The organism is Haloferax sp. AS1 (assembly GCF_014530665.1).
In the GTDB taxonomy this organism is placed as follows: Archaea; Halobacteriota; Halobacteria; order Halobacteriales; family Haloferacaceae; genus Haloferax; species Haloferax volcanii.
The window spans coordinates 476812-502184 of record NZ_SPSA01000002.1 but is presented as its reverse complement, the minus strand read 5'-3'; the positions used below and the strand labels follow the sequence as shown (position 1 = coordinate 502184).

14 protein-coding genes and 4 pseudogenes are annotated in these 25373 nt (G+C 55.9%); 4 read left to right on the top strand and 14 right to left on the bottom strand.

Annotated features, from left to right (window positions below):
- Positions 1-9 precede the first annotated feature (9 nt).
- The 13 genes and pseudogenes from E4P24_RS16945 to E4P24_RS16885 form a co-directional block, all read right to left on the bottom strand.
- Positions 10-2301, bottom strand: coding sequence for an AAA family ATPase (locus tag E4P24_RS16945; RefSeq protein WP_188148879.1), 2292 nt, complete (start codon positions 2299-2301; stop codon positions 10-12).
- A 414-nt stretch (positions 2302-2715) separates the two neighbouring features.
- Entirely contained in the window at positions 2716-3909 is a 1194-nt protein-coding gene (locus E4P24_RS16940; RefSeq protein WP_188148878.1) for a hypothetical protein, read from the bottom strand.
- A gap of 317 nt (positions 3910-4226) precedes the next feature.
- Entirely contained in the window at positions 4227-8567 is a 4341-nt protein-coding gene (locus tag E4P24_RS16935) for a type IV secretory system conjugative DNA transfer family protein (protein ID WP_188148877.1), read from the bottom strand.
- Positions 8560-10764 carry a VirB4 family type IV secretion system protein gene (locus tag E4P24_RS16930; protein ID WP_188148876.1) on the bottom strand — a complete coding sequence of 735 codons (2205 nt, stop codon included), beginning with the start codon at positions 10762-10764 and terminating at the stop codon, positions 8560-8562. Before E4P24_RS16930 ends, E4P24_RS16935 begins: the two co-directional genes overlap by 8 nt.
- The gene (locus tag E4P24_RS16925; RefSeq protein ID WP_188148875.1) at positions 10757-11878 is read right to left on the bottom strand and encodes a hypothetical protein; all 1122 of its coding nucleotides are present in this window, start codon (positions 11876-11878) and stop codon (positions 10757-10759) included. The genes E4P24_RS16930 and E4P24_RS16925 overlap by 8 nt, the downstream gene beginning before the upstream one ends.
- A gap of 2 nt (positions 11879-11880) precedes the next feature.
- Positions 11881-12942, bottom strand: a complete 1062-nt coding sequence (locus E4P24_RS16920) for a hypothetical protein (protein ID WP_188148874.1) — start codon at positions 12940-12942, stop codon at positions 11881-11883.
- Positions 12935-13807 carry a hypothetical protein gene (locus E4P24_RS16915; protein ID WP_188148873.1) on the bottom strand — a complete coding sequence of 291 codons (873 nt, stop codon included), beginning with the start codon at positions 13805-13807 and terminating at the stop codon, positions 12935-12937. Before E4P24_RS16915 ends, E4P24_RS16920 begins: the two co-directional genes overlap by 8 nt.
- Positions 13804-15535: pseudogene (locus E4P24_RS16910) on the bottom strand (hypothetical protein). Before E4P24_RS16910 ends, E4P24_RS16915 begins: the two are co-directional and overlap by 4 nt.
- Before the next feature lie 29 nt (positions 15536-15564).
- Positions 15565-15978 (bottom strand): hypothetical protein, encoded by a 414-nt coding sequence (locus tag E4P24_RS16905; protein WP_004967631.1) that lies wholly within the window; start codon positions 15976-15978, stop codon positions 15565-15567.
- Between the two features lie 6 nt (positions 15979-15984).
- Positions 15985-16233, bottom strand: coding sequence for a hypothetical protein (locus E4P24_RS16900; protein ID WP_008094372.1), 249 nt, complete (start codon positions 16231-16233; stop codon positions 15985-15987).
- Positions 16234-16595: 362 nt separating this feature from the next.
- Positions 16596-17075, bottom strand: coding sequence for a hypothetical protein (locus tag E4P24_RS19400; protein ID WP_082256228.1), 480 nt, complete (start codon positions 17073-17075; stop codon positions 16596-16598).
- A gap of 6 nt (positions 17076-17081) precedes the next feature.
- Positions 17082-17672: an Rrf2 family transcriptional regulator gene (locus E4P24_RS16890; protein ID WP_049921850.1), complete on the bottom strand. Its 591-nt coding sequence runs from the start codon at positions 17670-17672 to the stop codon at positions 17082-17084.
- 248 nt (positions 17673-17920) lie between these two features.
- Positions 17921-18286 (bottom strand): helix-turn-helix domain-containing protein, encoded by a 366-nt coding sequence (locus E4P24_RS16885; RefSeq protein WP_163489636.1) that lies wholly within the window; start codon positions 18284-18286, stop codon positions 17921-17923.
- 557 nt (positions 18287-18843) lie between these two features.
- Here E4P24_RS16885 and E4P24_RS16880 point away from each other — a divergent pair.
- The 4 genes and pseudogenes from E4P24_RS16880 to E4P24_RS16865 all read left to right on the top strand — a co-directional run bounded on the left by E4P24_RS16880 (position 18844) and on the right by E4P24_RS16865 (position 24045).
- Positions 18844-20055, top strand: coding sequence for an orc1/cdc6 family replication initiation protein (locus E4P24_RS16880; protein ID WP_163489360.1), 1212 nt, complete (start codon positions 18844-18846; stop codon positions 20053-20055).
- A 559-nt stretch (positions 20056-20614) separates the two neighbouring features.
- Positions 20615-21342: pseudogene (locus tag E4P24_RS16875) on the top strand (SOS response-associated peptidase).
- Between the two features lie 204 nt (positions 21343-21546).
- Positions 21547-22773, top strand: a pseudogene (locus E4P24_RS16870) (RNA-guided endonuclease InsQ/TnpB family protein).
- A gap of 162 nt (positions 22774-22935) precedes the next feature.
- Positions 22936-24045 (top strand): hypothetical protein, encoded by a 1110-nt coding sequence (locus E4P24_RS16865; protein ID WP_188148871.1) that lies wholly within the window; start codon positions 22936-22938, stop codon positions 24043-24045.
- Between the two features lie 157 nt (positions 24046-24202).
- On the opposite strand, the pseudogene E4P24_RS16860 reads toward E4P24_RS16865, so the two are convergent.
- A pseudogene (locus tag E4P24_RS16860) lies at positions 24203-25229 on the bottom strand (Cdc6/Cdc18 family protein).
- Positions 25230-25373: the final 144 nt, after the last annotated feature.

Here is a 25373-nt window from a genome sequence, read left to right as displayed (position 1 = left end):
GCGTGGTTACTATTCCTCTTTAGACTCTGGATCGTGCGCTGCGACGCCCTCCAGTGCTTTCACAATAGTCACGAGCGTCGCAGCCGGTTCATGGTTGACTACATCCAGCTTCTCGAAGCTGATCGCGTTCATCAGTTGGAGACCGACGTGTTCTTTCGTTGTCTCTCCTGTGATTGGGTCGACAACCATTTTCCTGATGTCTCGGCAGAGGGCGGCGAGGAAGTACACTCCATTATCCGCGAACCGGGCTTCGAGCTTGGACCACAGGTGAGACAGTTCGTCGAGTTCTTCAGTAGTGGGTGGTTGAAGAGCACGATATGCGAGAAACAATGGCGAATTGAGATTCTGGAGCAAACTTCCCTCGATCCCATATTCTTCAATCGAAGCATCCTCGTCGAGATGTGAGCCAACAGCGACTGACCGCCCATCGCGTTCCTCCATCGCTCCCTCAATAACGGCCCAATCAAAGAGGCACGTTATTGTCTGTCTGACAGCATCGAGCAGCACGTGACTCTCATTATATGTCACACCGTACTCATGTTCGATAGTCTCCCAGACGTCAGTAGACCCGCTGTCTTCGTCATCGACTACAGTTCCAGTAAAGAAATCAATCACGACGCGTCCGAGCTTACACAGTTCGGGCGCATCTGGGAACTGTTCAATCGTCAGTCGTTCACGTTGAGTCGCAAGCTCCTTAACTAGTTCTTCTCTCTCAGCAGTACTGGACACAACCTGCGCGGCATATGCTGCACTGGCTAGGTGAATAAGAACCTCTGTCTGGTCGTGATTAAGTGAATTCTCGGCCCGTAACCCACGGATTGCTGCCCCTGTTAGGGGTTGCGCGTGCTCTGTCGCTTCGGGACGGGTGTCAAGTGCGGAGCGGATACTGTCGGCATCGACAGCAGGTGTGATCCCAAGTTCGTCTGCGGTAATGGAATAGTGACGATAATTTGCGAAATAACCTCTGACGGCGTCTTTCGGTGACGGATCCTGCTCTGGCACGGATTCAAAAATCGTTTCAACCCGCTCCTCAGCATCGAGATATGACGGGAGTTGCTGCAGATGATATTCAAACATCACCCCGGCAGTCATGTATTCGCGGTGTCGTTTGATCCCATCCTCTGTAAGCAACTCTTTGGAACTGCCGGTTCTCGTGTTTGCCAACTCGAGCGCAAAATAGCCCGCTGCACGCGCGTGCTGCGCTGTCCTGTCAGTCTCTGCAAGCCGTTCACGGAGGAAATCTCGTTGGAGACCGTGAAGCCGATACACTGGGTTTCCTTTGCTGGATCCAAGCCGTGTCAGAATCGACCGACGTTGCAAATCACGGAGCGTTGCCTCGACTTCCGTGATATCTTCCTCAAGTACGTGGGCGACTGGTCGTGGCCGCAACTCTGGAAGGAAGCACGTCTCTCGAAGTAGCCGTTGAGTGAAATCATTGAGGGTCGCTAAGAAGCGTTCTTCGAGCATCAGGCGGCGCTCCGAATCAATTGTTGAGAGATCATCAAGTACCGAAGCTACACTCCTAGTGTCGGCCGCGATCTGGCCAATCCGCTCAACAAAGTATGGTGATCCTGATGCGGCATCGTGTACGCGGGCGGCGGCAGTTGCATCCAGTCCCAGTGCATTCAGATAGGATCGAACGTTGCTAACGTCGAACGGCTGGAGTTCCAGTTCTGAGATATCTGGATCAGTAAGATCGTAGAATCGCTCTCGAGTTCCGACACAGCAGGTGACACCGTACGGTGCGTCGGATGCAATTTCTCGAAGTAGTCTGGCAATTTCATCGTACACTACTTGGTCGATTCGCGTTTCGTCAAGCTGGTCGATGACGAGGATAAATTGGGTTGTCGGTGATGCGTCGCGAGTGTTGATGGCAAGTTCAAGCAGCTTCGATGTGATGTCTGGGTTGCCGTCATCGCCTTCATCAGCGAATGAGTTGAGCACTGCTCCAAGGAGGCTGGTTTCAACTCCGGACGTTTTCGAAAGTGAGCGACCGATATTCCCGGTCAGGTCTCGAAGCGTATTGGAGTTGTTGCTAGGAACGACGCTCGGGTGCACATCGCCCCAATGATCGAGAAGCCGAGAAAGGAACTGGTCTACTGACGACGGTTCTTTCAAATCGTAGCGGAGAACTCTGTAGTCACGGTCTCGGCATTTCCCCACAAACTGTGAGAGTAATGTCGACTTGCCGATGCCAGTTGGTCCAATGACAGGGAGCAGAGATACTCGATCATCATCTGCAACAGCAGTAGTCAGAGTCTCCAGTTCGTCTCCACGGCCGACGAATGGAGCGTCATTCATCAGCGGCATTTTCTGTTCACGAGATATAAATCTGTGCTGAGTGGAACCCCCCCACAGTCCGTCACTCAGGTTGTACACGTCGGGGAGCGAGGTGATGACCCACGTAGTCCCGGACGCCGAGCAATGGGACAGATGTCTTCTCTCAACCAACAGCAGCGCTACCGGGGGAGGCGTAGGGCCTTCCACCTTGTCTGTCTTGGTTTTGACTGAGCCACCTGCTGTTGCAAGAGAGAGATAATTGGCTCTGTTGAAACCCTCTTTCCGCCTTGCGATTCGGCAAAATACTATTTTCACATCAGTTCCGCGAAAACCGGGGAACGTTGCTCTCCTCGATATCAACGCTGGAAGATTTCAACAGGGCCGCGTCGTCAGCAGCAGTATCTCAGTATCAACCCATCTTGCGACGACATGGTCTCACTTCAACCACGATCGTGTTCGCTCCCACATTGACGCAGATTCCGTGTCACTATCCTCATCCCGTTCACGGGATGCTGCTGCCTCGACACGCTGCTCAAGTCGGTCAACAGTCGATTCCAACTCCTCGATGTACGCCTGTTTTTCCTCGAGGGTCGTCTCGAGTGTTTCAACTCGCTCAGTCAACACCCGGTTCTTTTCGGCGAGATACGCCGTGTTCTGCGTTGGCTGCGTTCCCACACTCTGTTCCATCGTAGTCTCGTGATCCTCACGGGGCTGCGTGTCTGGGTCGTAAAACTCCGACGTCTGCTGGACTGCTCGTTCAAGTGTCTTCTCACCGTACGTCGACCCGTCTGCATAGTGGACTTCGTCCCATTTCTCGCGATACAGCCCCGATTCCCGAAAGAGGCGATCCATCTGTTGATGATTCCCGCCCGTCCAGAACGCGAGCAGACAGCAAAGTGCCATATCTGCCTCCGAGTGGCTCTCATATCCACTCGTCTGGCCGCGCCACAACCGGTCGAACTTCTCACCGTTCGCTGCCTCCCTCGCCTTTGTCAACACAACCTCGTCGTTGAGAGCAGACTCACTCGCGTCATCACGTTCTTCGGATGGTGTTGAATTCGGTGGCTCCGTTGTTGGCTCGGTGTCGGGCTGGACGAATTCACGATGGACGTCGACAAGTGCATCCTGCCGGTGTGCGATCTCTGTCGGTGTCCCCGCAACGTGAGCACCGGTTACTGTAAAGAAGCGCGCCATGTCGTAGCATTCGACTCCACCACGGCGATTCCGCCCTGCAGGGAGTTCTCCTGCAACGAGGATGTGGAACCCCGTGCCTGAGGGCGATACCTCCGTGTAGGAATCTAATCGTGTGATAATCTCCTGTGCATCGTCGTTAATCGTACCTGTCTCGGGGTCTCGGCAATCGTCTAAATCCACACCGACAAACGGGTCGTCCTCAGTAAACACAAACCCAATCCCATCAGCGTCTTCTGACTCAACGGCCGCAACCGCAGTATCGAGATCAGACCATGTCACGGAATCGGTTGCCGAACCGAAGCCGCCAGTCGCAGGGTTGACGGGGACCTTCGTCGCTTTGTCAGCTCGCATCTCACTCCGCCAGCAAACCCACTGCTCACGCTCGCGAAGTTCGGGTGGCAACTGGTCTATATCGAGGTCAATCTCATCACACATTCGTTGTTCCTCGCTGACTCGCAGTCATTTCAGATTCCAAATGAGTCTGCGTCATCTGCTCACTTGGACGATACCCAGTTCCGACGGGGTCCCCCCTGTCTATACTAGTCGGATTCTGTCGTAACCAACAATCCGAATCTCTCCAAACTACGCCGTTCAGTTCCGCTATTATCCGAACTCTATCGTAACGACTGTCGTAACTCTGGGCGAGACTATCGTAACCTGTCGTAACCATCCGTCTGAACACCTCTTCAGACGGTTTCTGGCTAAATCGGCTGTTGTTCGTCTGACCGGGGACAAACGTTGATAGACCAGTATCAGTCATTAGACAATTCCTCCAGAGTGAGGGCGATCCCGTCGTAATGGCGAGTTGTCGCATCCCCTTCTTTCTTGACCGTACTATCGAACTCAACGTGCTGTCTCAGCCGGCGTGTGAACCACCGCTTCGAGTCCGGTGAAATCCCTTGGTCAGTCACCCACGACTGATAGCAGTTGTAAACCCGTTCAGAGGAGACAGATCCGTGGGCTGTCTCACGGAGGAACACCTCTGCGAAGCGGCCCACAACAGCATCAGGGTCGTCTGCAAGCTCCGACACATCAACCAGAGTCTCGTCTGATCCGGGGGCTACAGCTCTTTCGGCCGCTTCGGTATTGGATTGGGTTGGCTGTGCGACGAGATCCAGCTCCGAGAGTTCACTCAAGGGCCGTACTGTGCCGTCCCGATAGATTACTGCGTCACCGTCGTTCCGAAGAATGACGATGAGATACTGCTCACTACTGAATCCTGGATACGGCAGTTCGACTTCAGGGACGAATGGCCGCTTGAGCTTAGTCCAGTCAGCAGTAAACGCCTCTTTCGAGTCGTAGACATACTGCTCGCCCTCCGCGTAGACGACGTACTCATCGGCCACCGAATCATAGCTGTAAACCGCAGGGAGCCGGCTCTTCGAGAGGTCGTCTAACGACTCTACTCGAAGCAGTTCACCCCCAGCATCGTCTTCCAAAACAAGATTTCCATCGACTCGCGACCAGACCGTCTGTGCGCGCTCAGGCGACACGGGTCGAAGTGCCGTCAGACCGCCCTCCTCGCTCGCACCACCATTGAACGAGATCGTTGTGTCAGTCGTATAGAACCGCGTGTCTCCTGACTGGAGTTCACGAAGCGGTGACGACAGCACCTGTTCGACACGTTCTGCCCAGTAGGGTTCCGGCTCACCAGCCCGAACGACAAACATCGGGATTTCCCCAGCCTCCTGTGCTTTGCGGAGATTCGTGAGAACTTTTGCAGGCTTCCCCGGCGTTGTCGTCTCGACCTCGATGGCAAACGGAGCGTCAAACGCTGGGTGTGTTGCACGCCCATCAGGTTTCTCACTCCCGTCTTGGCTGAGGACAGATACTGTACAGCCATGGGTCGTCAGTTCTGCTTCGATTTGCGCGAGAGCAGCGTCATGCTTCGAACTACCAGCAGATTGGACTGTCCCAGTATTAGGGGTAGCAACCGATTCGCCCGCTTCAGTGAGACGAATCACGAGTTCGTCTTGATCGAGATGAACCGTCGTTTCAAGGAAGCGAGAGCGCTGGCGAATCGTCGATAGTTCGTCGTACGTCGGTGCATCACCACCTGATTCGTCGCACAGACGGCGGAGTTCATCATCAACGGTTTCGACTGAAACCCAGCCGTTTGCCTCACGTTCGGACAGCCGAAGTTGCACCGCTCGAACGACTTTCGCAAGAGCCGTGTCGAGTTCCCCATCAGTAATGTCAAGCGTGGTACTGAGTTCGTCGGGGAGTTCTGTCGCCGGTGCCTCAGTCGTGGTCACGCCGTACGTCTCGTCAACGCGGCCCTGCATCCGACTGAGCGTCTCACTAAACCGAGACTCTTCACTCTCGGTTAGAGGGCGGTCGCTCTCAGGGTGCCCATCTGGAATCGGCAGGGGAGCGAGACTGAACGGATACGGCCCAGTCTCACCGAAGATCGGACTTGGAAGATTCGCAATCCACTCACCACGCGGAAGTGACCGGATTCGGTTCGCGAACGCTGTTGGGTCCATTTCCTCGTGAGCCATCGCCCTAGCGAGTTCACGGTCAACGTTGATCTTCCCTACAATCGGACTCCCGATATTGTTGAGGACGTTGAGATAGGCGCGCCGCCCCCCTTCCGCTTTCATTTGCTCGGGGAACTGCATCGAGAGCCCGACTGACAGCCGGAAACTCCGCCCTTGCTCGAGTAGTGTATTCATGACATCCGAAACAGCAACCGACGCTGCCTCATCAATCAGGAGATTAACCACGTAATCGTCCGGCCGCTTACCGACATCCTGGTTCTCTTCTTTCAGGGCGTCCTCGAGATTGGTCAGAATCACACCGGTCATGACGCGAGCAGCATCCTCACGGAGATCACCCAGATCAAAGAGGATCACCGTATCGTCGTCGATGACATCGCGGAAATCAAACTGCGGCTCGGTGTTGTTGAAGATTCGACGCAGGTGTGTGTCGTCCGAGATGACTGAGAGACGATTACCGACACCACCCAACACATTCGAGAAGGTCGTCTTGTCTGCCTGTAACTGTCGTCGGAGTGACCGCGAGACAGCCTCGTCACTCGATTGCGGGGCAGCACTCAGATCTGGCTGGGGTGGCCCTGCCTGCCAAAGTTGATCAAGCGCATACTCTAACTGCCGATGAGCGAAGTAGTCCGCTGACTCGCGATACTGGCCGTTTTCGCGACCATGCGTCTCATCGAACAACACTTTGATCAGCGACTTAATCAACCCCGGTGCGACTGTCGCCCGCTCGTAGCGGTCAACCCCCATAACGAGTTTCAGAATTTCCTCGTAGTGGTCGGCCTTGCGCTGGACAGCGTCTTCCCGCCGGAGTCCGTTTTCAAGCGACGGCTCGAGATTGAAAAACGAGAAGCCGGGGAGGACGTCTGGGAGAGAGAAGTAGATAACATTCTCTCTGAGGTCGTCCAACCCGAAACGCGCAGCATGCGCACGCATGTAATTTTCCGCCATGCCGTCGCCCTTCGGTTCGATGAGAATCGACGGCCCAGTCGTCGTCTCGTAGAGTGAGAGGAGTTCATTGATCTGTGCCTTGGACTTACCGGCCCCGGTCGTCCCAAACCGACCATAGTGTGTCGGTAACAGTCCGGGAGGTATTCGAGTCGGTTGCTTCTCCGCTTCACCAGTCTCATCAAGCGCGTAGCCGATTGCCATGCCCTCACGGAACTCGCTCATGAGATCCGGATTCGGACGGGCAAGCGGGTTCCGGCTCTGTTGCTCAGCACGCGTCCCACGAGAACCCTCCATTGTCAATCGTTCCGACGAAGGGACAACCACGAAGTTCGCAAGCTCAGCCCCACAGAGAACCAACTCCGGCCGGGTCTTACCACGTCCAGTCGTTACCTCTCGCGAGAGGAGTCGCTGGAGCGCTGCTCGCGCGTTTTGTTCTTTCTTCGATTGTCGGAAGCCACGATCTCGAAGTCGCGTCGCTTCGATCTCGTAGAACGGGCCGTCGAGTGGGTCAAAGACCGGCGCGAGTGACGACAGGCGGTCATCAAGGGCGTCGCAACCGGCCTCGCTCGTTGGCACGCCAATCGCCCGGATATTCGTCGTGTACGAGCGCTTGGGGTTGACCGCATCAATCGCGTCAAGCCGCTTGACGACGATGTCACTCAACTCGTCACGGGTTCGACGTTCGTACTCTAGTTCGGGGTCAAGCAGGTCGCCAAGGATCTTCTGCGACAGCGTATCCCGTCCATCATTCAAGTCCTCTTTGCGGAGTTCCGCATCCGCTTGCCAGCTCTCCCGGCGCTGAAACACGACTTGGAACGCGAGCGGTTCGCGCGCATCGTTCAGGTGGTCGATCAGCGACGCAAGCACAGCTCCCGGCTCGTCGACCGCCGGCAGCGTGCTCTCGTCAGGCGTCGCCGTTAGCGGTGTCAACGACGACATCCAATCCTGCTTCCGAACTGCCGACCCACACCACCGCACGCCCTGTGGTGAAACGGTGTCGACCGCGGGGCGGGCGAGAATCGTCCCGTCTGCGGCCACCGTCGGTTTCTCGACCGACGTGGGCGAAACCTCGTCTGCGACCGACTCAGTCGTTTCGAGTTCGACAACTGTCTCTCCAACCGACACCAGTCCGTCCGCCGTTCTTCCACCCACGTCCTCAGCAGCCGTGGGTGAAACCTCAGACTTCGTTCCCTCCATTGCACTGCCGTCCGGCGTCGCGTCCGCGTCGCCATCTGCAGCCGAGTACTGCTCGTCGTCGGAGAACTCGTACTGGAGGTCATCCTGCTGGTACCGCTCGACGAACTCCTCGTGAGACAATGCAACCGGGTGAATCAGCTTCGACGCGACGTCCACTTCGACACGCTCGATGTCGAACGTCTTCGGATAGATCGATCGAAGCCGCTCTTCGAGTGTTCCGAGATAGTCGTCAGCGCCATAGTAGAACTCAACCGGCGCATCTTGTCCCGTGCTAAGCGCAAGGAACTCAAAGCGCGGTGGGGTCGCGGATGTAAACGGGTTGAGTTTCGACCGCAGACCCGAGCTGTCAGGGGTCAGTTTGTGGAGACTCTCGAGCGTCTGCGGGATACCACGAGCCGTGAGTTCCTCTGAAGTGGGTGTCACGCGGAGATACTCACGCTCACGCATCGTCGTTACCTCCAAGCTGGCCAGTGTCAGTTGCTGTTGAATCAGTCTGCATGTCCTGTGACTCTCCGTTTGCTTGCTGCGCTAACTCCGTCCGAAAGGTCTCAATCTCGGGTGAGACCGCTCTCTCACCAGCACCGGGCAGCGACGCCCGCCGCTGCTCGGTCGGGTCGAAGTCGATGACTTCCTTCTCTTTGGGCATTGCTTCGACTCTAATACCGCGCCACTCGCCGTCGACGCCGACCAAGGCTTCTGAAAAGCCAGCGTCCTCGTTCCCAGGAACCGCGTCTTGCACATACCGCATCTGGGCGTGGTTCAGCCCGAACTCGTCGGCCCATTCCTTGTCCATCCCATCCAAGCGATGGAACTGCTTGACGGCACACTGGTCGAGGATAGCCTCACTTTCAGCGTGCTCGAAGAACTCGTCGACGGTCTGCGTGACCAGCCGAATCGAGAGATCGTGATGGCGGTGGTGTCGGAACACCGTCTCGAGGAACGCCAGACTCGCGGCGTCCTGCATGATGTACCGCGCCTCGTCGATGACGAATACGACCTCCTTGTCCGTCTCCTTCGCCCGCTCGTAGACGAGCGAGATAAGCAACTGCATCGTCAGCGCCGTACTGCTGTCGACGCTGCCTTCTTGCTGGGCGAGATCGAGGTAGATGACTTTCTCGTCGCGGATGTCGAACTCCGATTCTTTTCCGAGGTTCGCGTAGCGGCCCGCTTCTTCGAAGGGCCGCAGTTGGTCGATCAACCACGTCGCATCGTCGCTAAGTTTCTCGGCTTCTGCGTCCGACCGAACCACGAACGACTCGGGGTCGTCGACCATCTCTTCGAAGACATCCAGCATCTCTCGAATCGTCGGGCTCGGGGTTCCGTGCGTCGTGATATCATCCGTAATGCCATGACGCTCGTAGGCCTGTCTGAGACCGAGTTCGAGTGTCGTTCGCCGGTCGCCGAGTGAGATGCCACGGAGGGCGAAGAAATTCGTCAGGAAGCTCATCGCGTCGTCGAGTTTCTCGTTGAACGGACTCGCGTCTTCACCCATTGCCCGTTGGACGTGTTCGGGCGTCTGGCGGATTTCGAGCGGGTTTAGTCCGAGCGTCCCACCGACGGTAATTCGCTTGGCATCGAGCGCTTCGGAGACGCCCGCCCAGTTGTTGAGCGGTTCGAGAATGATCCCGATGCGGTCCTTGCTCTGTTCGATCGACCGGATGAAGTTCTCTTTCGCACCGAACGATTTGCCAGAGCCGGTATCTCCCACCGTAAACATCGCATAGCCGTTATCGCGGGCGAACGGGTCGATAACGACCGGGCTCTGGTTGTCTTTGTGAATCCCGAACTCGACGCCCCCTTCTTCGAGAATCGTCGCGTTGTGTGGCGACGCTAAGAGGGAACCAACAGCACCGCCGAGGGCAATCGACTCCCGACCAAAGACGTTGTCGCCGATTGGGGCGGCGGACTGGAGCGCGAGGTCCTGTCGACAAATAGCCGTCTTCGGTGTGAGGTTCGCTGGTTCGTCACGGAGCGCGCTTTTGACTGCTCTGACGGCGTCCTGGAGCTCGTCCCTGTCGTCGGCACGGACGGTGACGAACAGGCCTTGGTCGAACACGCTCGCCCCACTCTCGACGGCCTTGTACGTCGCCGCTGCCTCGTTGGCTCGCTCTTGGAGGTACTCACTCCGGACGCTCTGTTCTAAGTCAGCGTCGACCTGCAGGTCGTCCGCGATATCCTGTAGTTCGTTTCGCGCGCGCTGTTGGTTCTTCGGCGTGATGTGCGCCGTGAGGTCGAACTCGACGTCGGTCAACTCGAAGAGGTCACTCAGGTAGCCGTCGTTCGGATAGTCCGCGTAATCAGCGATGTACAGCGTCGTCGTCCATTGCTCACCGACACGGGCAGCACGCGTCTCCCATTCGATTGTCGCCGGTGCTGTCGCCGTCTTGTGTGACTCCGAGATATCGTCGAGAAGTTGGCCTTCTGCCTCGCCGGCTTCGAGAGTTTCCTCGTCAAGGACATCCGAGAAGTCGACTTCCGGCTCATCGTCGGTGCGGTACCGCTGCCAGAGGACTGTCCCACCGACGCCGAGGAGCATGATGGTGCCCAGATAGAGCGCTGCACCTTCGGGGGATGTCGGCTGTTGAGCCCACTGGGTGAGTTGCGTGAGAATATTACGACTCGCCTGCAGCGGGAGGTTACGCATCGAACGCCTCCTCCCGGCGTGAGCGACCGAGAATCGGCTGTTCGCGAATTACGTCTGCTTCGGTCTCGAAGTCGTGTTCCTCGCCGTTCCAGAAGTCCATGTTCAGAACGAACAACTCGACCGTGCTGAGTCGGTGGGCAGACCAGCCGGATGCCTGCTGGATAAACTCAGAGCGGACATCTGCGATACGGTCGTCCAGTTTCTCGAACATCTGGGCGCGGCGTTCGACGTCAGAGAGGTCCGCACGCCGGGTGACGAACGGGTTGAACAGGATGCCAATCACAGGGAACTGCGTCAGCTTTTCAGCCGGCGTTCCCTCGTCGCGGTATCGGTCGTAGACTTCGAGTGGCGAGACTTCCACGCCGATGTAGTACCGAACTTGCTGAATGCCGCGGTCACGCATTTCTTTGGGCCGCGTCTCCCGATACTCCTCGAGGAGTTCCCGGAAGATCGGGTTCTGTGTGACGTCCTCGTCGGTGAGTCGCTCCTCGATTGTCTCGGTGATCTGTTCGACCGGGAATGACCGGGTTGTTGCGTGGAATTTGAGCTTCGAGTCGAGTTCTTTGTTGGCGAACTCGGCGCCGGCATCCTGGAGTTGGGCCCAGTCGTCGGCCATCGCGAAGTCCATGTTCCCCGGGTCGATTTCGATGAACGCCTCCATCGCGCCGTCAGTCCGCTGAATCGCGCCGGCGCCAGGCCACGCTCGCTCGATATTCGTGAGGTCTTGGGTTCGCTCGTCTGGTGTGAATGGCGTGTAGTTCGCGAGCCCGCCTTCGTTGCGCACGGTCTCGTTCGCTTGGCTGTCCGAGTGCTCCGGCGCGCTCAACGTAATCCGGGGGCGTTTGGCGTACCGATAGACGTCTTTCGTCCACGTCCACGCGTTCAGATGGTCGGGGGTGACGTAGACAATGGCTGCCCCCATCCCGAGGCCGCTTGCAATAAACGGGACGGCAAGTGATTCGATGCCCGTGAGGCCGGCGAGGAGCAATCCACAGATGGGGAGAGCGATGAGGATGCCGACGTCGCCCTCTTCGATGTTGAGGTAGGGGATGCGACTCGCTTCGCCGAACTGGTCCATGATGCGCCGTGCGGCTGTGTCTTGGTCTGTCGACATAGTTAGCGGGTTCGAGGTTCGTTTTCGGTCCGCCGGTACGATGGCAGTCCGTCGCTGTCATCAGTCGAGTCACGCTGTGCGGCTGCTCGCTGGGCGAGGGCTTGGCCGGCGGCGGCTTTCGGCCCCCAGCGGGCGGCAGTCGTCGCAACGCCAGCGCCACCAACGTACGCACCAGCTGCGACGCCGCCGACGAGGGCTGCGCCTCGCGTTGCACCGCCGATGACCTTTGCGGTGAGGGGCGTCGCGTACGTGAACGTCTTCCACGTGAGATAGAGCGCGATTAGCGGGAGTGATGTCGCGACAAGATATCTCAAGAATGGACTACTTGGAGCGAGAGCATCCTGTGAGAACAGTAGGTCATACCCCTTGAATACGACTGCTGCAGGGAGAGGGAGTACTGCAAGAGGAACAAATCGTTTACTGAACCCGATTGCGATGTCAGAGATGACCGGAAGGTTGCCGTAACCGAGGGCAAACGCAATCGGCATCCCGTATACGTAGACATAGAGGAGAACTTCGCGAATGAAATAGAACGCTTCAAGCGACCACATTGAGATCCCGCCTGCAACACCGAATAAAAAGGCAAGAACCGGGTTTGTTAGCGACACTTCTAGGAGTTCGAACATCGTGTCTCCAAGTGAACTCAGACTCGGCATCAAGGCGATCGTGAAACCGTCAACGAGGTAGAGGGACAGAATACTAACCCAGTACCAAGAGACGATGAGGAGCGCACCAACCCACGCAGTTTTCTTAGTGCGTCTTGCCTCGTACGCACTCCCGATATTGAAAATTCGGAGCGCATGACGCCCCTGAACACACATCACCAACAACAACAGTGAGATCAGCATAATCTCACCGCCAACTAAAGCGTCTTGTATCGCAGGCCACGGCCCATTAGACGCTGTTCCAAACACAATCGGCCCATCAGTACGTGGAGTCGGAGTTCCAAACATACCCTCCGTGAGAGACTGATATCCAGTTCTCAGACCCCGCATGAACAGGCCAGTCAACCAGCTAAGCGCCTCTTTGAATCCCTCAAGTACAACGTCAATTAGATCAACCATCGTGCTCTCCGATGGAGATACTGCAACCCTCAGTACTAGTCGAGTCTGTATACTGAACGTTGTAGGTCTTAGACACCTCAGAAGCAGCTACACGTGTTTTGAGGATGAGGTTGAACTCACCACTCTGCTCCCCGTCTTGACACGAGATATCTGAACCGGGAACAAAAGCGAACGGAGACCGGAAGCTGTAAATCGTGAGTTGCTTCCCGGCTGGAATAACAACTTCAGCTACTTCAGAGTCAGACTCGGGGTCATAGATCCCACTAACATCGTCATGGTTGGCGTAGTTCGTCCCCTCTTCATCGGAGGGATACGGAACGTCTCCGATGAAGAGTAATTTCGTGACTGCGTTTGGCCCCGTTCCACGGTTCTCAACAGTCACAAACGCCTCATCAGTAACCTCGTCGCTCGAGGAGGTCCACATCTCCTCTGGCTGGTTTTTGCCGATTCCCATCTCAACGATTCTGAGGTCCGGTTGAATCGAAAGAGAACCCTCAGCAACAGTCTCCTCACCATCTAACGCGACGATACGGTACTCACCGGGCTCGTAGGCAGTCCCGATTTCGAACGAAACCTGTCGTGCGCCGGCGGCAAGCCCACGCTTCCCGAACAGTTCCCCATTCGGCTGAATGAGGTTCACCTGTTCGACGGGTGCGTCAGCATCAACCTCCACAACGATGGCTTGCCCCTCAACAGCGATGCGTGAAAGCGGGCCAGCACGCTCGGTCGTCGCCGATGTCTGGTCGGGCGTCGTTGTGCCCGAGTTACGGCTACCATCGAGGCAGCCGGCAACGCTGGCGAGGGCGGCCCCGCCAACGGTTCGGAGGACGGTACGTCTATCAATCGGTGAATCGGTTGGAATCATTGGTTTCGGTAGTCGCTATCTGTCGGTCATACGGAGGAGCCGGCGACCGGCGTAGAACGTCACGACGAACGGAATCGCCTGCCAGCCGACTTCGAACACGAATGCAACCCAGCCCTCGAGAGTCCCGAGTGGATGCCAGCGAACGGAGGCCGTATCACCCACATACGCCGGGTCGTGGCCAAGCCACGTGCCGGGGTGGTAACGGGCGGTGTAGATCCCCGGCTCGTCCAGCGTGACGATTGCGATGCCACTCTCGTTGGTCGCAACGCGCTGGTCACCCACCGTGATGTAGCCGCTATGTGACGACCCGCCAATCGGGTACTGTCGGTCACTCCCATTCGACGCGATTGGCGCACCCGTCTGGTTATCGCGCAACTCGACTCGGAGCGTCGCGTTCGACGTCGTCTGCGAAACGAGCTCGACAGAGAGGTTACTCTCGCGAAGCTGTCGCGCCGACCCGACTTGGGGGTCGACAATCGTGGCATTCACGCCGCGAACGATCCCACCCACCCGAAGCGCCTCCCGGTCGACGGACTCTGCACGGACGGCCAGCCCGTACGTGGGCGTGTACGACTCGTTGACGACCTCGACAGTCACGTTCTCGCCGATCGTCTCACGGGGTGACGCCCGGTCAACCCCCCACGTGTCGATGATATCCGGGCCATCGCGAACCGGCTCTGCGCGCGGCCCGATCTGTGACGGATAGGTGTGTACTCGGACGGGAATCGCATCCGACTGTGTCGTGGTCGTCGACGTCCCGGTCGATGTGACGAGTGTGTCCCAGTTCGTGTTCCGAGCGGTGTAGAACCGCCAGACACCACGGACTCTGGAGGTCTCATCGTCGGTGAGCGTATAGCCCTGCCACGGGCGGGACTGGAAAATCGCGACGCCAGTATCCCCGTTCGGGTACTGCGCGTAGTAGGGGTACGCTGCGAGGTCGTAAATCTCGGTATCGAGTGTATCTGAGACGGTTCGTGTCTCCGTCCGGTAGTTGACTGTCGTCTCGGGTTCGCCACCAACCGTTGTCTCAACGGTCTTCTTGAGGCGAACGGAGATGTTCGCTTCGAGCGTGAGATTCGCACCCCACGAGTGAGTGGTGTGATACTGTAATTCTGGCGTGTGAGTGCCACTCGCAGTTGCGACTGGAATGCCATCGATTTTCAGACGGATGTTCTCAATCTCGTGGGAGACGAGTGCCCAGTCGGTAGTCCGATTACCCGTTTCGGTCCCAGTTGGAACGCGAACGCGGTAGTCGACGAGCCCGCGAACCGTCCCATTGGGAGCGATATAGAGGGGCGTCTCACCTGCGTCGAGATGGCCACGCGTCGATGGGGTGACCGCGAAAATCGTCGCGTGCGCATCATCGATGAACGTCCCATCTTCGAGTGACGCGTGGGGTGGGTAGGTCGACGTGTCGGGCCCGCCGGCGTCGAGATCAGCGAAGTCGTTGCGCGTCCACGTCGCGGCCGTTGCCGGCGGGCGCGTGAACGTGATGTCAGTCCCGTTGGCGAGTTGGTGGAGCGCCGTTCGGTCGTCGCCGTACTGCTGCTGGTAGTCTTGTTGGCTGACGTAGCGGTCGCTATCGCGAGACCAGAGCGTTGCCGACTCGTTTTCCGTGAGGCCGTTTGTCTCAGTCCCTGGTCTCGGGGGCTGTGCCGTGGCGAGGCCGATAATGGAACTCGACACGAGCAACGCGGCTACCAGTACGGAGGGTACTCGATGCTTCATGGGAGGGCAAAGGTGGATTGGTGGGGCGCTTACCAGGGAGTGAGGTTCACGCAGTCCCCGAGTGGGAGCCCCATAATCGACGCTACGACGGTGTACAGCGGCCCGAGCACCGCCAAGATGAGGGCGGATTTGAGTGCTGCGCGCTTGTGGACTTTGAGTCGCTTTTTCTGTTCGGGGCTGGCGGTGAAGATCTCAGCGAGGGAGTCGGCCTGCCAGATGACTGCTAACCCAATGAAGCCGAGTGTCGTCGTAATCTGGAAGAAGCCCTCGACCATCCCCGGCAATTTCTCAGCGCTGCAGACCACGCTGTCTTGTGCGGCAACTGGCTGGACAGCAGCGATCGTGAACAGGACGCTCCCGATTGCGACGTGTCGGAGGATGGATCGGGAGGGCCGTCGCTGGTCGGTGGAGCGAGCGTCAGTAGGGGAGTGTGAGTCAGACACGGGGAATCACTCAGTATGGTCGTACACGAGCGCTTGGAGGTCGGCGTAGCGACTCGTCATGGTTGCAATCTCATCGAGCGAGTAGCCCAACTCACGCGCTTCGGAGAGTTGTGCGCGGAGTTTATGCGGCTCAACGTCGCGAAGTTGCATCTCGTCGCGGAGGGCTTGCCGATAGAGGGCCGATGCGTTGAGATGGTCGTTCCACCTGAGGAACAACTCATCGATGTCTTCGACGGTGACTGAGCGGGAGATCATGGGTTCGGTATCGTTCCGCACCGATTGTCTTGCGGTGCGTACATGTCAACCAGATTGGTGTAATATTATATATTTACTGGCCGATATGAAGTGTGATGACATGCCAAACTAGGTACTATATTATCTGGTCGAATTAGAACACCGACGTTCCCGGACCTAACGATGCAGAGGGATGTCACTCGACATATTGTGTCTGTCGAGCAGCAGCGCTATCTGTGAACTCTGTCTCTTGCAGGTTACTCCAGATAGTATCCAAAATTGGCAGGATTCATGGCGACCAATTTGCACACCCACCTAGCGGCTATTTCACCCACGAAAGTGCCGAACTACTAGGGCTTCAACACGACGTTAAGTGGCCTTTGCTACGGAGGGTTACTCGCGGCGTTCAGGGGTGCGTAGGAGTCTGCGTGATAGGCGACCCGCCAGAGTTTGAGGACGGCACGAGTGACAAGCGCTTCGGGGGACTGCTTAATACAGGATTCTTCGACATCGTTGGGATCAGAGGTTGCGTCAGGTGGTGGGTGGTAGTGCTCGAGTCCGGAAACGTGGATGTAGTCGCCGTCGTGAGGATGCTTTCCCCACCGAAAGTTCACTCCTTCAGAATCCGTGTAGTGAAATTTGTAGTCTGCATGTGTTGTCCATTGGATGTCGATCCGGGCGGATTCGGCACTACAGAGACCATCGTCGAGCGTGACTTCGACAACGGTGGGATTGAGGTAGTCATCTAGCGCAGGAGTTGCGAGTGGCTCTTCTCGCTCGATGATCCCACAAATTGTGAGTAGCGCTGGCCGGTCGATAGGCCCTCGGAGCGAGTGGGCCTCGTCTGTCTCAGCTATCCTCATCGTCGGTTAGGCGGGGACACTACCATCAGTCGAGTGGAGGTCGCCGTCGACGAATCTCTCGGCGTTCGCGATTGAGAGTGCTGCGTTCGCGAACGCGAGGTTCCGACGTGTCGTCTGCCAGTCTCGAATCGTCTCCGCGTCGATCTCGCTCTGCTCCGAGGTGGGTTCGGAGAGTGTCTGGTTTGCCTGCTCGATCGTCAACTCCTCGGGGGAGTCGACACCGTACTCAGCCCGATAGTCGTTGAGTTGGTCGCGCATTTCCGCAACTCGCGTGACGAGTTCGTCGGTCGAGACGTGCTCAAGGATGTCTGCGGCCTGCTCGACAACGAGAGACTCCGGCGACCGACGATAGACCGTTCCACCGTGGTTGCCGGTTGCAGTGATAACGAACCCTTCTTCAGCGAGTGTATTCAGATGTCTTCGTGCCGTCTTCGGGGATGTTCGTGCGTCCTCGGCAACAGTATCCGCTGAGGCAGGCGTGTACGTGTGGGCGATAACACGGCGAATACGCTCGTAAGGGGTCGTCTCCGATTCCCATTCCTCGCCAACTGCTTCGTTGATATCCTCGAACTCGTCTGGTGGGATTCGATTGCTCATGTCTCCACTAACAAGTTGGAGTAGTATAGGTCTTTGGCAAAATACTATATTTCGATGTTGGCTCGCTTCAAATGGGTCCCGTGAGAGTGAGATAGGAACTCCTACTGAGCAGCTGATTCGATCGGGACCATTCTGGACGGAACCTCGAGAGTAGACTCGAATCGTTTGCATTGAGAGTGACGGTCTCAACTACTGGGTGTACGGACAAGTTGAGACTACAGAGAATATAATCAGCTCATACATCAGATCTACTCCGCACCCGAGTCTGCATCTTCATACTCATCGAAATCAGGGAGATCTGCATCCCAGTCCGGATTCTCGTCGTAGTAGTCGCCCTCAAACTGCTCGCTCACGGCCGAGAGGCCAATCAAGCTCGCAGTATGTGCATCGTAGGCGTCGGGATTGATCGCCCAATACTCGCCCTTGTGACGCACAAACCCCTGATTATGGAGTCTGCTGAGCGTCGTCCCAACACTTCCTCGTGGGATGTCGAGTGCCTCAGCAATCTCACCTGCTCGATAGCCTGTTTCTGGAGTCGCTGCGAGGAAGCGAAGAATGGTCCGCCCATTCGTATTCGGTCCTGGAAAGTCCGATAGCTGGTAGTTTTCGACCAGTAAGGATGACCTACACAAACAGCCTATAACCGAAAGCACACCCACCGTCCGCGTTGAATCGGACGACGAGTTCTTTGATCGTGCACTCGAAACTGTAGCGCAAGCCGACCTGCACTTGCACGTGTTCTGAGTGAAGAAAATTCTCGAACTGATCGGTACGACTGTCCACGAAGAGCCGAAGAGTGTCCTCAATTTCGTGGTCTATATTCGGACCACCGTTTCCGAAGCTCCGTTTTTTATATACTACCTCCCCCCCACTATTTCCGAAGCTAATTCACGGAGGGGTAGTTCCTCCCTAGTGAACCCGTATATTTCTAGTCCTAGCCAAGTGATATATAACTAGTTTAGTTTACTACGGATCTGTTTTAACATACTACAATATAAAACTTGTTTTAATAACACTTCTTGAGAGGGACCAATCGTTCGAGTCGTTTTTCTCCGGAAACAGTGGGGGGAGGGGGTTTACTTAAACTATTTAAACAAACACCGAGCTCCGGAAACTACGGAAGCTTCGGAAGCTGTGGTTTTATGACTCATTAGACATATCACGTCAATAGATGCCAGTCTTCACCCCCTCGACAGGGATATTCGATGACCCCCGTGTCTTGTCTGAGGAGTACGTCCCCGAGAATATTCTTGGTCGGAACAGTGAACTCGAGAGTTACAAGAATGCTCTCCAGCCGATAATGGACGGCCAACCAACCAAATCTATTCTTCTCTATGGGAAAACAGGTGTCGGCAAAACGGTCTCGACGAAATATCTGCTCAACCACCTCAAGACAGACATCAAAAAATACAGAGATGTTGACTTGACGACTGTCTGGGTACTGTGTGAGAACACCAATACATCGTACCAATTGGCTGCATCAATTATCAACTCTCTTCGAGAGCCGGAAAACCATATCCGTCCAACGGGTTATCCCGCTGAGGATATGTACCAGATGATGTATCGAGAGCTAGATGCACTCGGCGGACACACTGTTATTGTCCTTGACGAGGTTGACAACCTCCAGTCAGACGACAAGCTCCTCTACGAACTCCCGAGAGCACGAGCAAACGGACGGATCGAGAATGTCCGAGTTACTGTCATTGGTATCTCTAACGATCTCAAGTTCAAAGATAATCTCCGCCAGAAGGTCAAGTCAAGTCTTGCTCAGCAGGAACTCCTCTTTCCACCATACGACGCCAATCAACTTCGTGAAATTCTGTATGCACGTGCAGATCAAGCCTTCCAAGAGGGCGTCCTGACTGATGGCGTCATCCCACTGTGCGCTGCATTCGCTGCCCAGGATATTGGTGATGCCCGTCAGGCGTTAACGTTACTCCGTGAAGCGGGCAATATCGCGAAAAAAGAAAATGCGACACAAGTCACTGAAGACCATGTCCAAACTGCCCAAGATGAACTTGAGCAGGATCTCATCACGACAAGTGTCTCTAAATTAACGACGCAAGGAAAACTTGTGCTGGCAGCAACGCTGTCACTCCATCTTGAAAATAAGACTCCTGCCCGGAACAAGGACGTCTACTCTCGGTACAAACGATACGCTTCTCTTGCAGATGCAGAGCCTGTTAGTCAACGTCGACTTCGCGATCATCTCGGCGACCTTTCGATGCAAACACTTCTTGATGAACGAACTAGAAATACTGGCAGACAAGAGGGCCGGTACAAGGAGTACTCTGTGTCAATCGATGCTCATTCTGTCGTATCTCATCTCCGTGCTGATGGAAGAATGGAGCCTGTAATCGCTGATCTCCAGAAGCGACTCTAAACAGAAGGCAGCGAGAGTTCCACAGGTCACCCAACCCGTGGTTGTTTACCTTGTTTCATCGGAAGCGGTGGGGGGTGTTCGCTTATATAATATCTCTTCATCGGAAACTACGGGAACATCGGAACCGATGGTATGACGTGCGTCAGACGGGTCGATGTCTTTTGATTTCAACCTCTAGTTCCGTAGAACGCTGCTAAACCTGAATGAAGTGGATTCTCTGCTTAAGGGCCCTGAAAGCAGTATTTACTCCGGAAGTAGTGGGGGGTGTGAATCGACTCGGGACCAAGCCCGGGGCATTCTCCTTGCATTTCTAAACGACATATTGTAACGACTCTCCTAGTGACCGTAGAGATGAGCGATGACAACAGCACCCCGGCCGTTCGGTTGTTTGAGATCTATCTTTCACGAGTCTCTCGGAGATATTCTTTTGATGATGCTAGTGGGTCTTCTTGGAGACGGCCTCTACGAACAAACCGTAGATACAGCCAAATTCTGTAGCTACCCCACATTAACCAACAACTCAGGCTCACCGGGGCAACTTGTTGGTTAACAGCGAAATGTGCAACCACGTTCAAGATGCTTCCCTCCGAGCTCCTCGGTCTGTGTGGCCGGAACTCGCTCTTCAATCGACCAAGCAGACCTTGAGGCCCGCTTCGACGCCGAGGTCGTCGCAGACGGCGGGTACACACCCCGATACAACATCGCGCCTGGCTGCGACCTCTACATCATCACGAACGAGACTTCAGACGAGATCGACGCCTACCACTGGGGGTTGATTCCATTCTGGGCGGACGAACCCGAGGAGGGCATCATCAACGCTCGCTCCGAGTCTGCCGACGAGAAACGCGTCTTTGAGCAGGCGTGGGAATCACGTCCCTGCCTCGTCCCCCCGTCAGGGTTCTACGAGTGGAAATCGCCGAACGGCGGGTCGAAACAGCCTACCGGATTCACCGCGAGGACGACCCCGTGTTCGCGATGGCCGGGCTCTGGGACGTCTGGGAGGGCGACGACGAGACGATCTCGTGCGTCACGATTCTCACGACGGAGCCGAACGACCTGATGAATCCCATCCACGACCGGATGCCGGTCGTCCTTCCACAGGACTTGGAGTCCGACTGGCTCACCGCAGATCCGGACACCCGCAAGAGACTGTGCCAGCCGTATCCAAAGGACGATCTGGACGCCTACGAGATCTCGACGCGGGTCAACAACCCCGGCAACGACGATCCCCAGGTCATCGAGCCGCTAGACCACGAGCAATCGGGCCTCGGCGAGTTCAGTTCCTGATAGCTGACGGGCTTACGGTCACTGCATCGGCGACGCAGCTGCTGAATCGACGAGCGAGTACTCTCGATCCCGACTCGTTCCCTCCGCCTCAAGGAGGTTGTACTGGATGTTGAGACGACTAACCTTGGAGCTTGACTCTGGGGATGAATTCGACGCCCCGTCCCACAAACCATTTGCCGGACACGTTCTAATGAAAGGACAGCGATGGAGTACACTCACCGCTACCCCGCGTACCCGACACAAGAGGTAGCGGCTGAGCTGGAACATCACATCGACATTCATCGCCAAGCGTACAACTTCACCCGATACGAGTACACGCACCTCGATACTGACAGTACCGGGTCCGCATACAAACACCACAGTCGTCTCCCGGACTGGAAGGACGAGTTCCCCGTGTTCACAGAAGTGAACGCAAAAGCCCTTCAATGAACCGTCACCCGGTTCTACGACAACCTTTCGAACCTCTCTCAGCAGAAAGAGAACGGGAGCAAAGTGGGAAATCTCAAGTGGAAATCACCGAGAGAATTCCAGAGTATAACGTACTCGCAGTACGGCTTCAAACTCAAAAACACGAGTGGCCGACGTGCGACGCTCTGGCTCTCCAAAATCGGAGATATTCCGATCCGCTATCATCGTCCCCTTCCTGATGAAGCCGACATCAAGGAGGTCACAATCAAGAAGGAGACGACTGGTGAGTGGTTCGTCACCTTCGCCCTCGCAACCGACGAGGCTGATCTTCCCGACAAGCCCGACGTAGATTCGTTGAACGCAAGCAACAGCGTGGGTATCGACCTCGGCATCCTCAACTACATCCACACATCTGATGGCAAGACCGTGGATTGGCTCGATCTCGAAGACGAATACGAGCGCCTCCGACGCGAACAACGTAAGCTGTCTCGCAAGCAGAAGAGGTCGTCCAACTACAAGAAGCAGCGTCGTGAGGTAGCGAAAGTCAAGCGCCACATCAAGCGGAAGGTCGAGGACTTCCAGCATAAGATTACGACGTGGCTTGTCCGTGAGTACGACGCCGTCTTCGTCGAGGATTTGGACGTGAAGGGGTTGTTGGAAGATTCGCACAACACGCGAAACACCCAGGATGCTGCGTGGCGACAGTTCATCTCCCTCCTCGAGTACAAAGCCGATCTGTATGGCACGCACGTCGTGCAGGTGGAAGCTGCTGGGACGACGAAAGAATGCGCGAAGTGTGGTGTGGAGACGGCAAAATCCATCTGGGTTCGGGAACACTCCTGTCCGTCGTGCGGGTTCGAGGCCGACAGGGACGCGAACGCAGCGATGAATGTGCTTAAACGCGGCTTTGCTGAGCTAGGGCTGGGATGGCCCGAAGACACGCCTGTGGAGACTGTGCTCCCTACGGACACCGATTCGGTGTCTGCAAAGCGCGTCGTGGAAGCAGGAAGCCTCGGAGCTTGACTCTGGGCGATTCACTGCTCCATCTTCGAGAGATACGTTCAGATCATCTGTTTCTCCCGGCGTGGCCACTGGCTCTCTTGGTGATGAAGCGCGCTCCCGAAATGATATAGCTGCTAACGGCAGGAAAACCATTATACGGCAGAGAAGTAACTGGTCAAGATAATGTCGGATGTTCATGAGTTGCTAGAAACGCTTAGACAGAAGAGAGAGGAACAACAACGTCTGGTTGAGTTTCGGTGGTGTGAAAGGATTCGCGAGGCGGGCCATCTGTATCAGGAGACGGAGGATGTGTCCCAAGTCGTTGAGGACCTCGGTTTAGATGAGGATCGGGCGAGAGAAGCTTTGAAACTTTTCCAGTTGATTTATTCATATCCCTTAGATGTTGCTTCAACCCGGGGTTATATGGCCGGTACTCGGTTCTTCGTCCAGGAAAATAGTATAGATGAAGTAGCTGAAGAAGGCGATTGGTCCGTCGAAGCTGCAGAAGATTATGTCCGCGAGTTTGTCGGAGCATTGTATCAGGAACACGATCTCAGTAGTATCGAATTGAAAGACCCTCCCAGAGAATTTACTGGTGGGGTACCAGCAGAAAAGCTGGCTGAGACAATTAATCGGGTTGATTGGGAACCGATCAACAAGGGTATGCAGCGTTTGGAAAGGACCCTTCAAGGGGTATTGGCTGATATTGATTTTGGAGATATAATAGCGTCAATTCGAGAACACTATCTGGAAGTCCAACAAGCATTAGAGAACGGCATTCAGAACTTCGATAACCCAGAAAACTACGAAATTGACGAAGTTGAGATTGACACTCGGGCGCAGCAGGTTGGTGTTGAATCTGTGGCCTCGTTACTGAAGGATTTGGAGGAGTCGGATGAAGCAGAGTTAGATGACTATATCGGTCGGATCGATAGAGGATTAGAGTCCTATCTGAATGAGGAGTTCATGCTTCCCTGTTTCATTTTCATCAGTGTTCAGGATGGTTTGATGGACATTCTCTGTTCAGATCAAGGCAAAACGCCTGATGGTAATGGCTACTACACTTCATCTCAGAAACGCCAGGCACTGAAGGAAGCATACGAAGAGATTGACCACGGATACTACGGAGTTGATGCTGACAAGATTGAAGCTAATCTGGAGGATTTCTGGGATCATCGAAACGCGATCATGCACGGCAGTCTAACTGCGTACTTCGATGAAAATATCTCAACAATATCGCTTCTGTTCCTGATGTTCACATTGTATACGATTCTAGAAGTCGTCTACGAGTAGATAATCTCAACAACCAAGTTGAAAATTGTGTCCTGAATCTTACTAGATTAGAAACGTGATACCGGGGTGGATTTCTCTAGGCTTAGGCCGGTTTCCCTCGCCCTGAGATCACAACGGATCATAGGCTGTCTTGGTGAAGGTGTGTTGTCCGACCCACCTACTCAGCGAGCGTAGGAGATGGCTGGTCGATGGCTGTGTATTCGCGGTCTCGGCTGGATCCGTCCGCTTTGAGGAGGTTGTATTGAGTCATCTTAGACAAATACGCCCGAACAGTCCGCTTCGTCCGTGGGTCTTCGACCTCCTCCGTATAGCGGTCGTGGATTTCGCTCGGCCCGAGTGGGCCGTGTCCGCGAACGATCTCGTAGACGACGCGCTGATAGGGGGTGAGTGAGTCGAGGCTCTTCTGCTTGATCTGGGCCCGAGCATCCTCGGCGGCGTCCAGGAGGATGTCGTCGGTGATGCGCTCGTGGTTCTCGCGATCGGCCTTGCCGGCGGCCGTTCGGAGGATGCCGATTGCGAGGCGGGCGTCGCCGGCGGCCGCGTCGGCGATCCGGTAGAGCTGGTCGTCGGTGATGACGTCCTCGTCGAGCCCCCACTTTGCCCGCGCACTCAGAATGTCGTACAGCTGCTCGTCGTGGTACTTGTCCATCCGGACGTGTTCGCTGGAGCGCAGGCGGCTCACGAGGCGGTCGTCGACGCGGCCGAACAGCTCCTCTTCCTTGTTCGCGATACAGATGATCGCGAACTGTGGCAGACTGTGAAGGTCGTAGATGACGCTGGGGTCCTCCAGTTGGTCGACCTCGTCGAGAATGACGACGGTTCGCGGGCCGTCATGCTGCTGGAGGCGATCGACGAGTTCGTCGTGCGGCGTCGACTGCCGGTGGATATCGATGGTGGCGCCGAGGTCGTCGAGGATCTGGTAGAGCGTCCGGAATCGGGTGTAGTTGCGCCAGCAGTTGACGTAGGTGGTCTCGACGTCGAGGACCTCTTCCCGGAGTCGTTCGGTGACGAATTGCGAGTACAGGTCTTGCCGGTGCCGCTGGGTCCGGTGACAATAGCGGTGTCGGCGGGTTCGCCGTTCGTGATGGGCTCAAGAACGCTAGAGAGATGGTTGACTTCGGCGTCGCGATGCTCACTTCTCGAGGAACGAACCCGGTACGGAGGACGCGAGCATCGCGAACCATCTGTCTCTGAGAGATTAATTTTGGGTCAGGTCATAAAAGCGTGACCGAGTTGTTTCCGGAAGCCTCTCAATTAGCGCAATCAGCTGTGTTTAATCTCGCGTTGTAATACGATCTGTTTGTAGGATATTCGGTTGCCAGAAAATT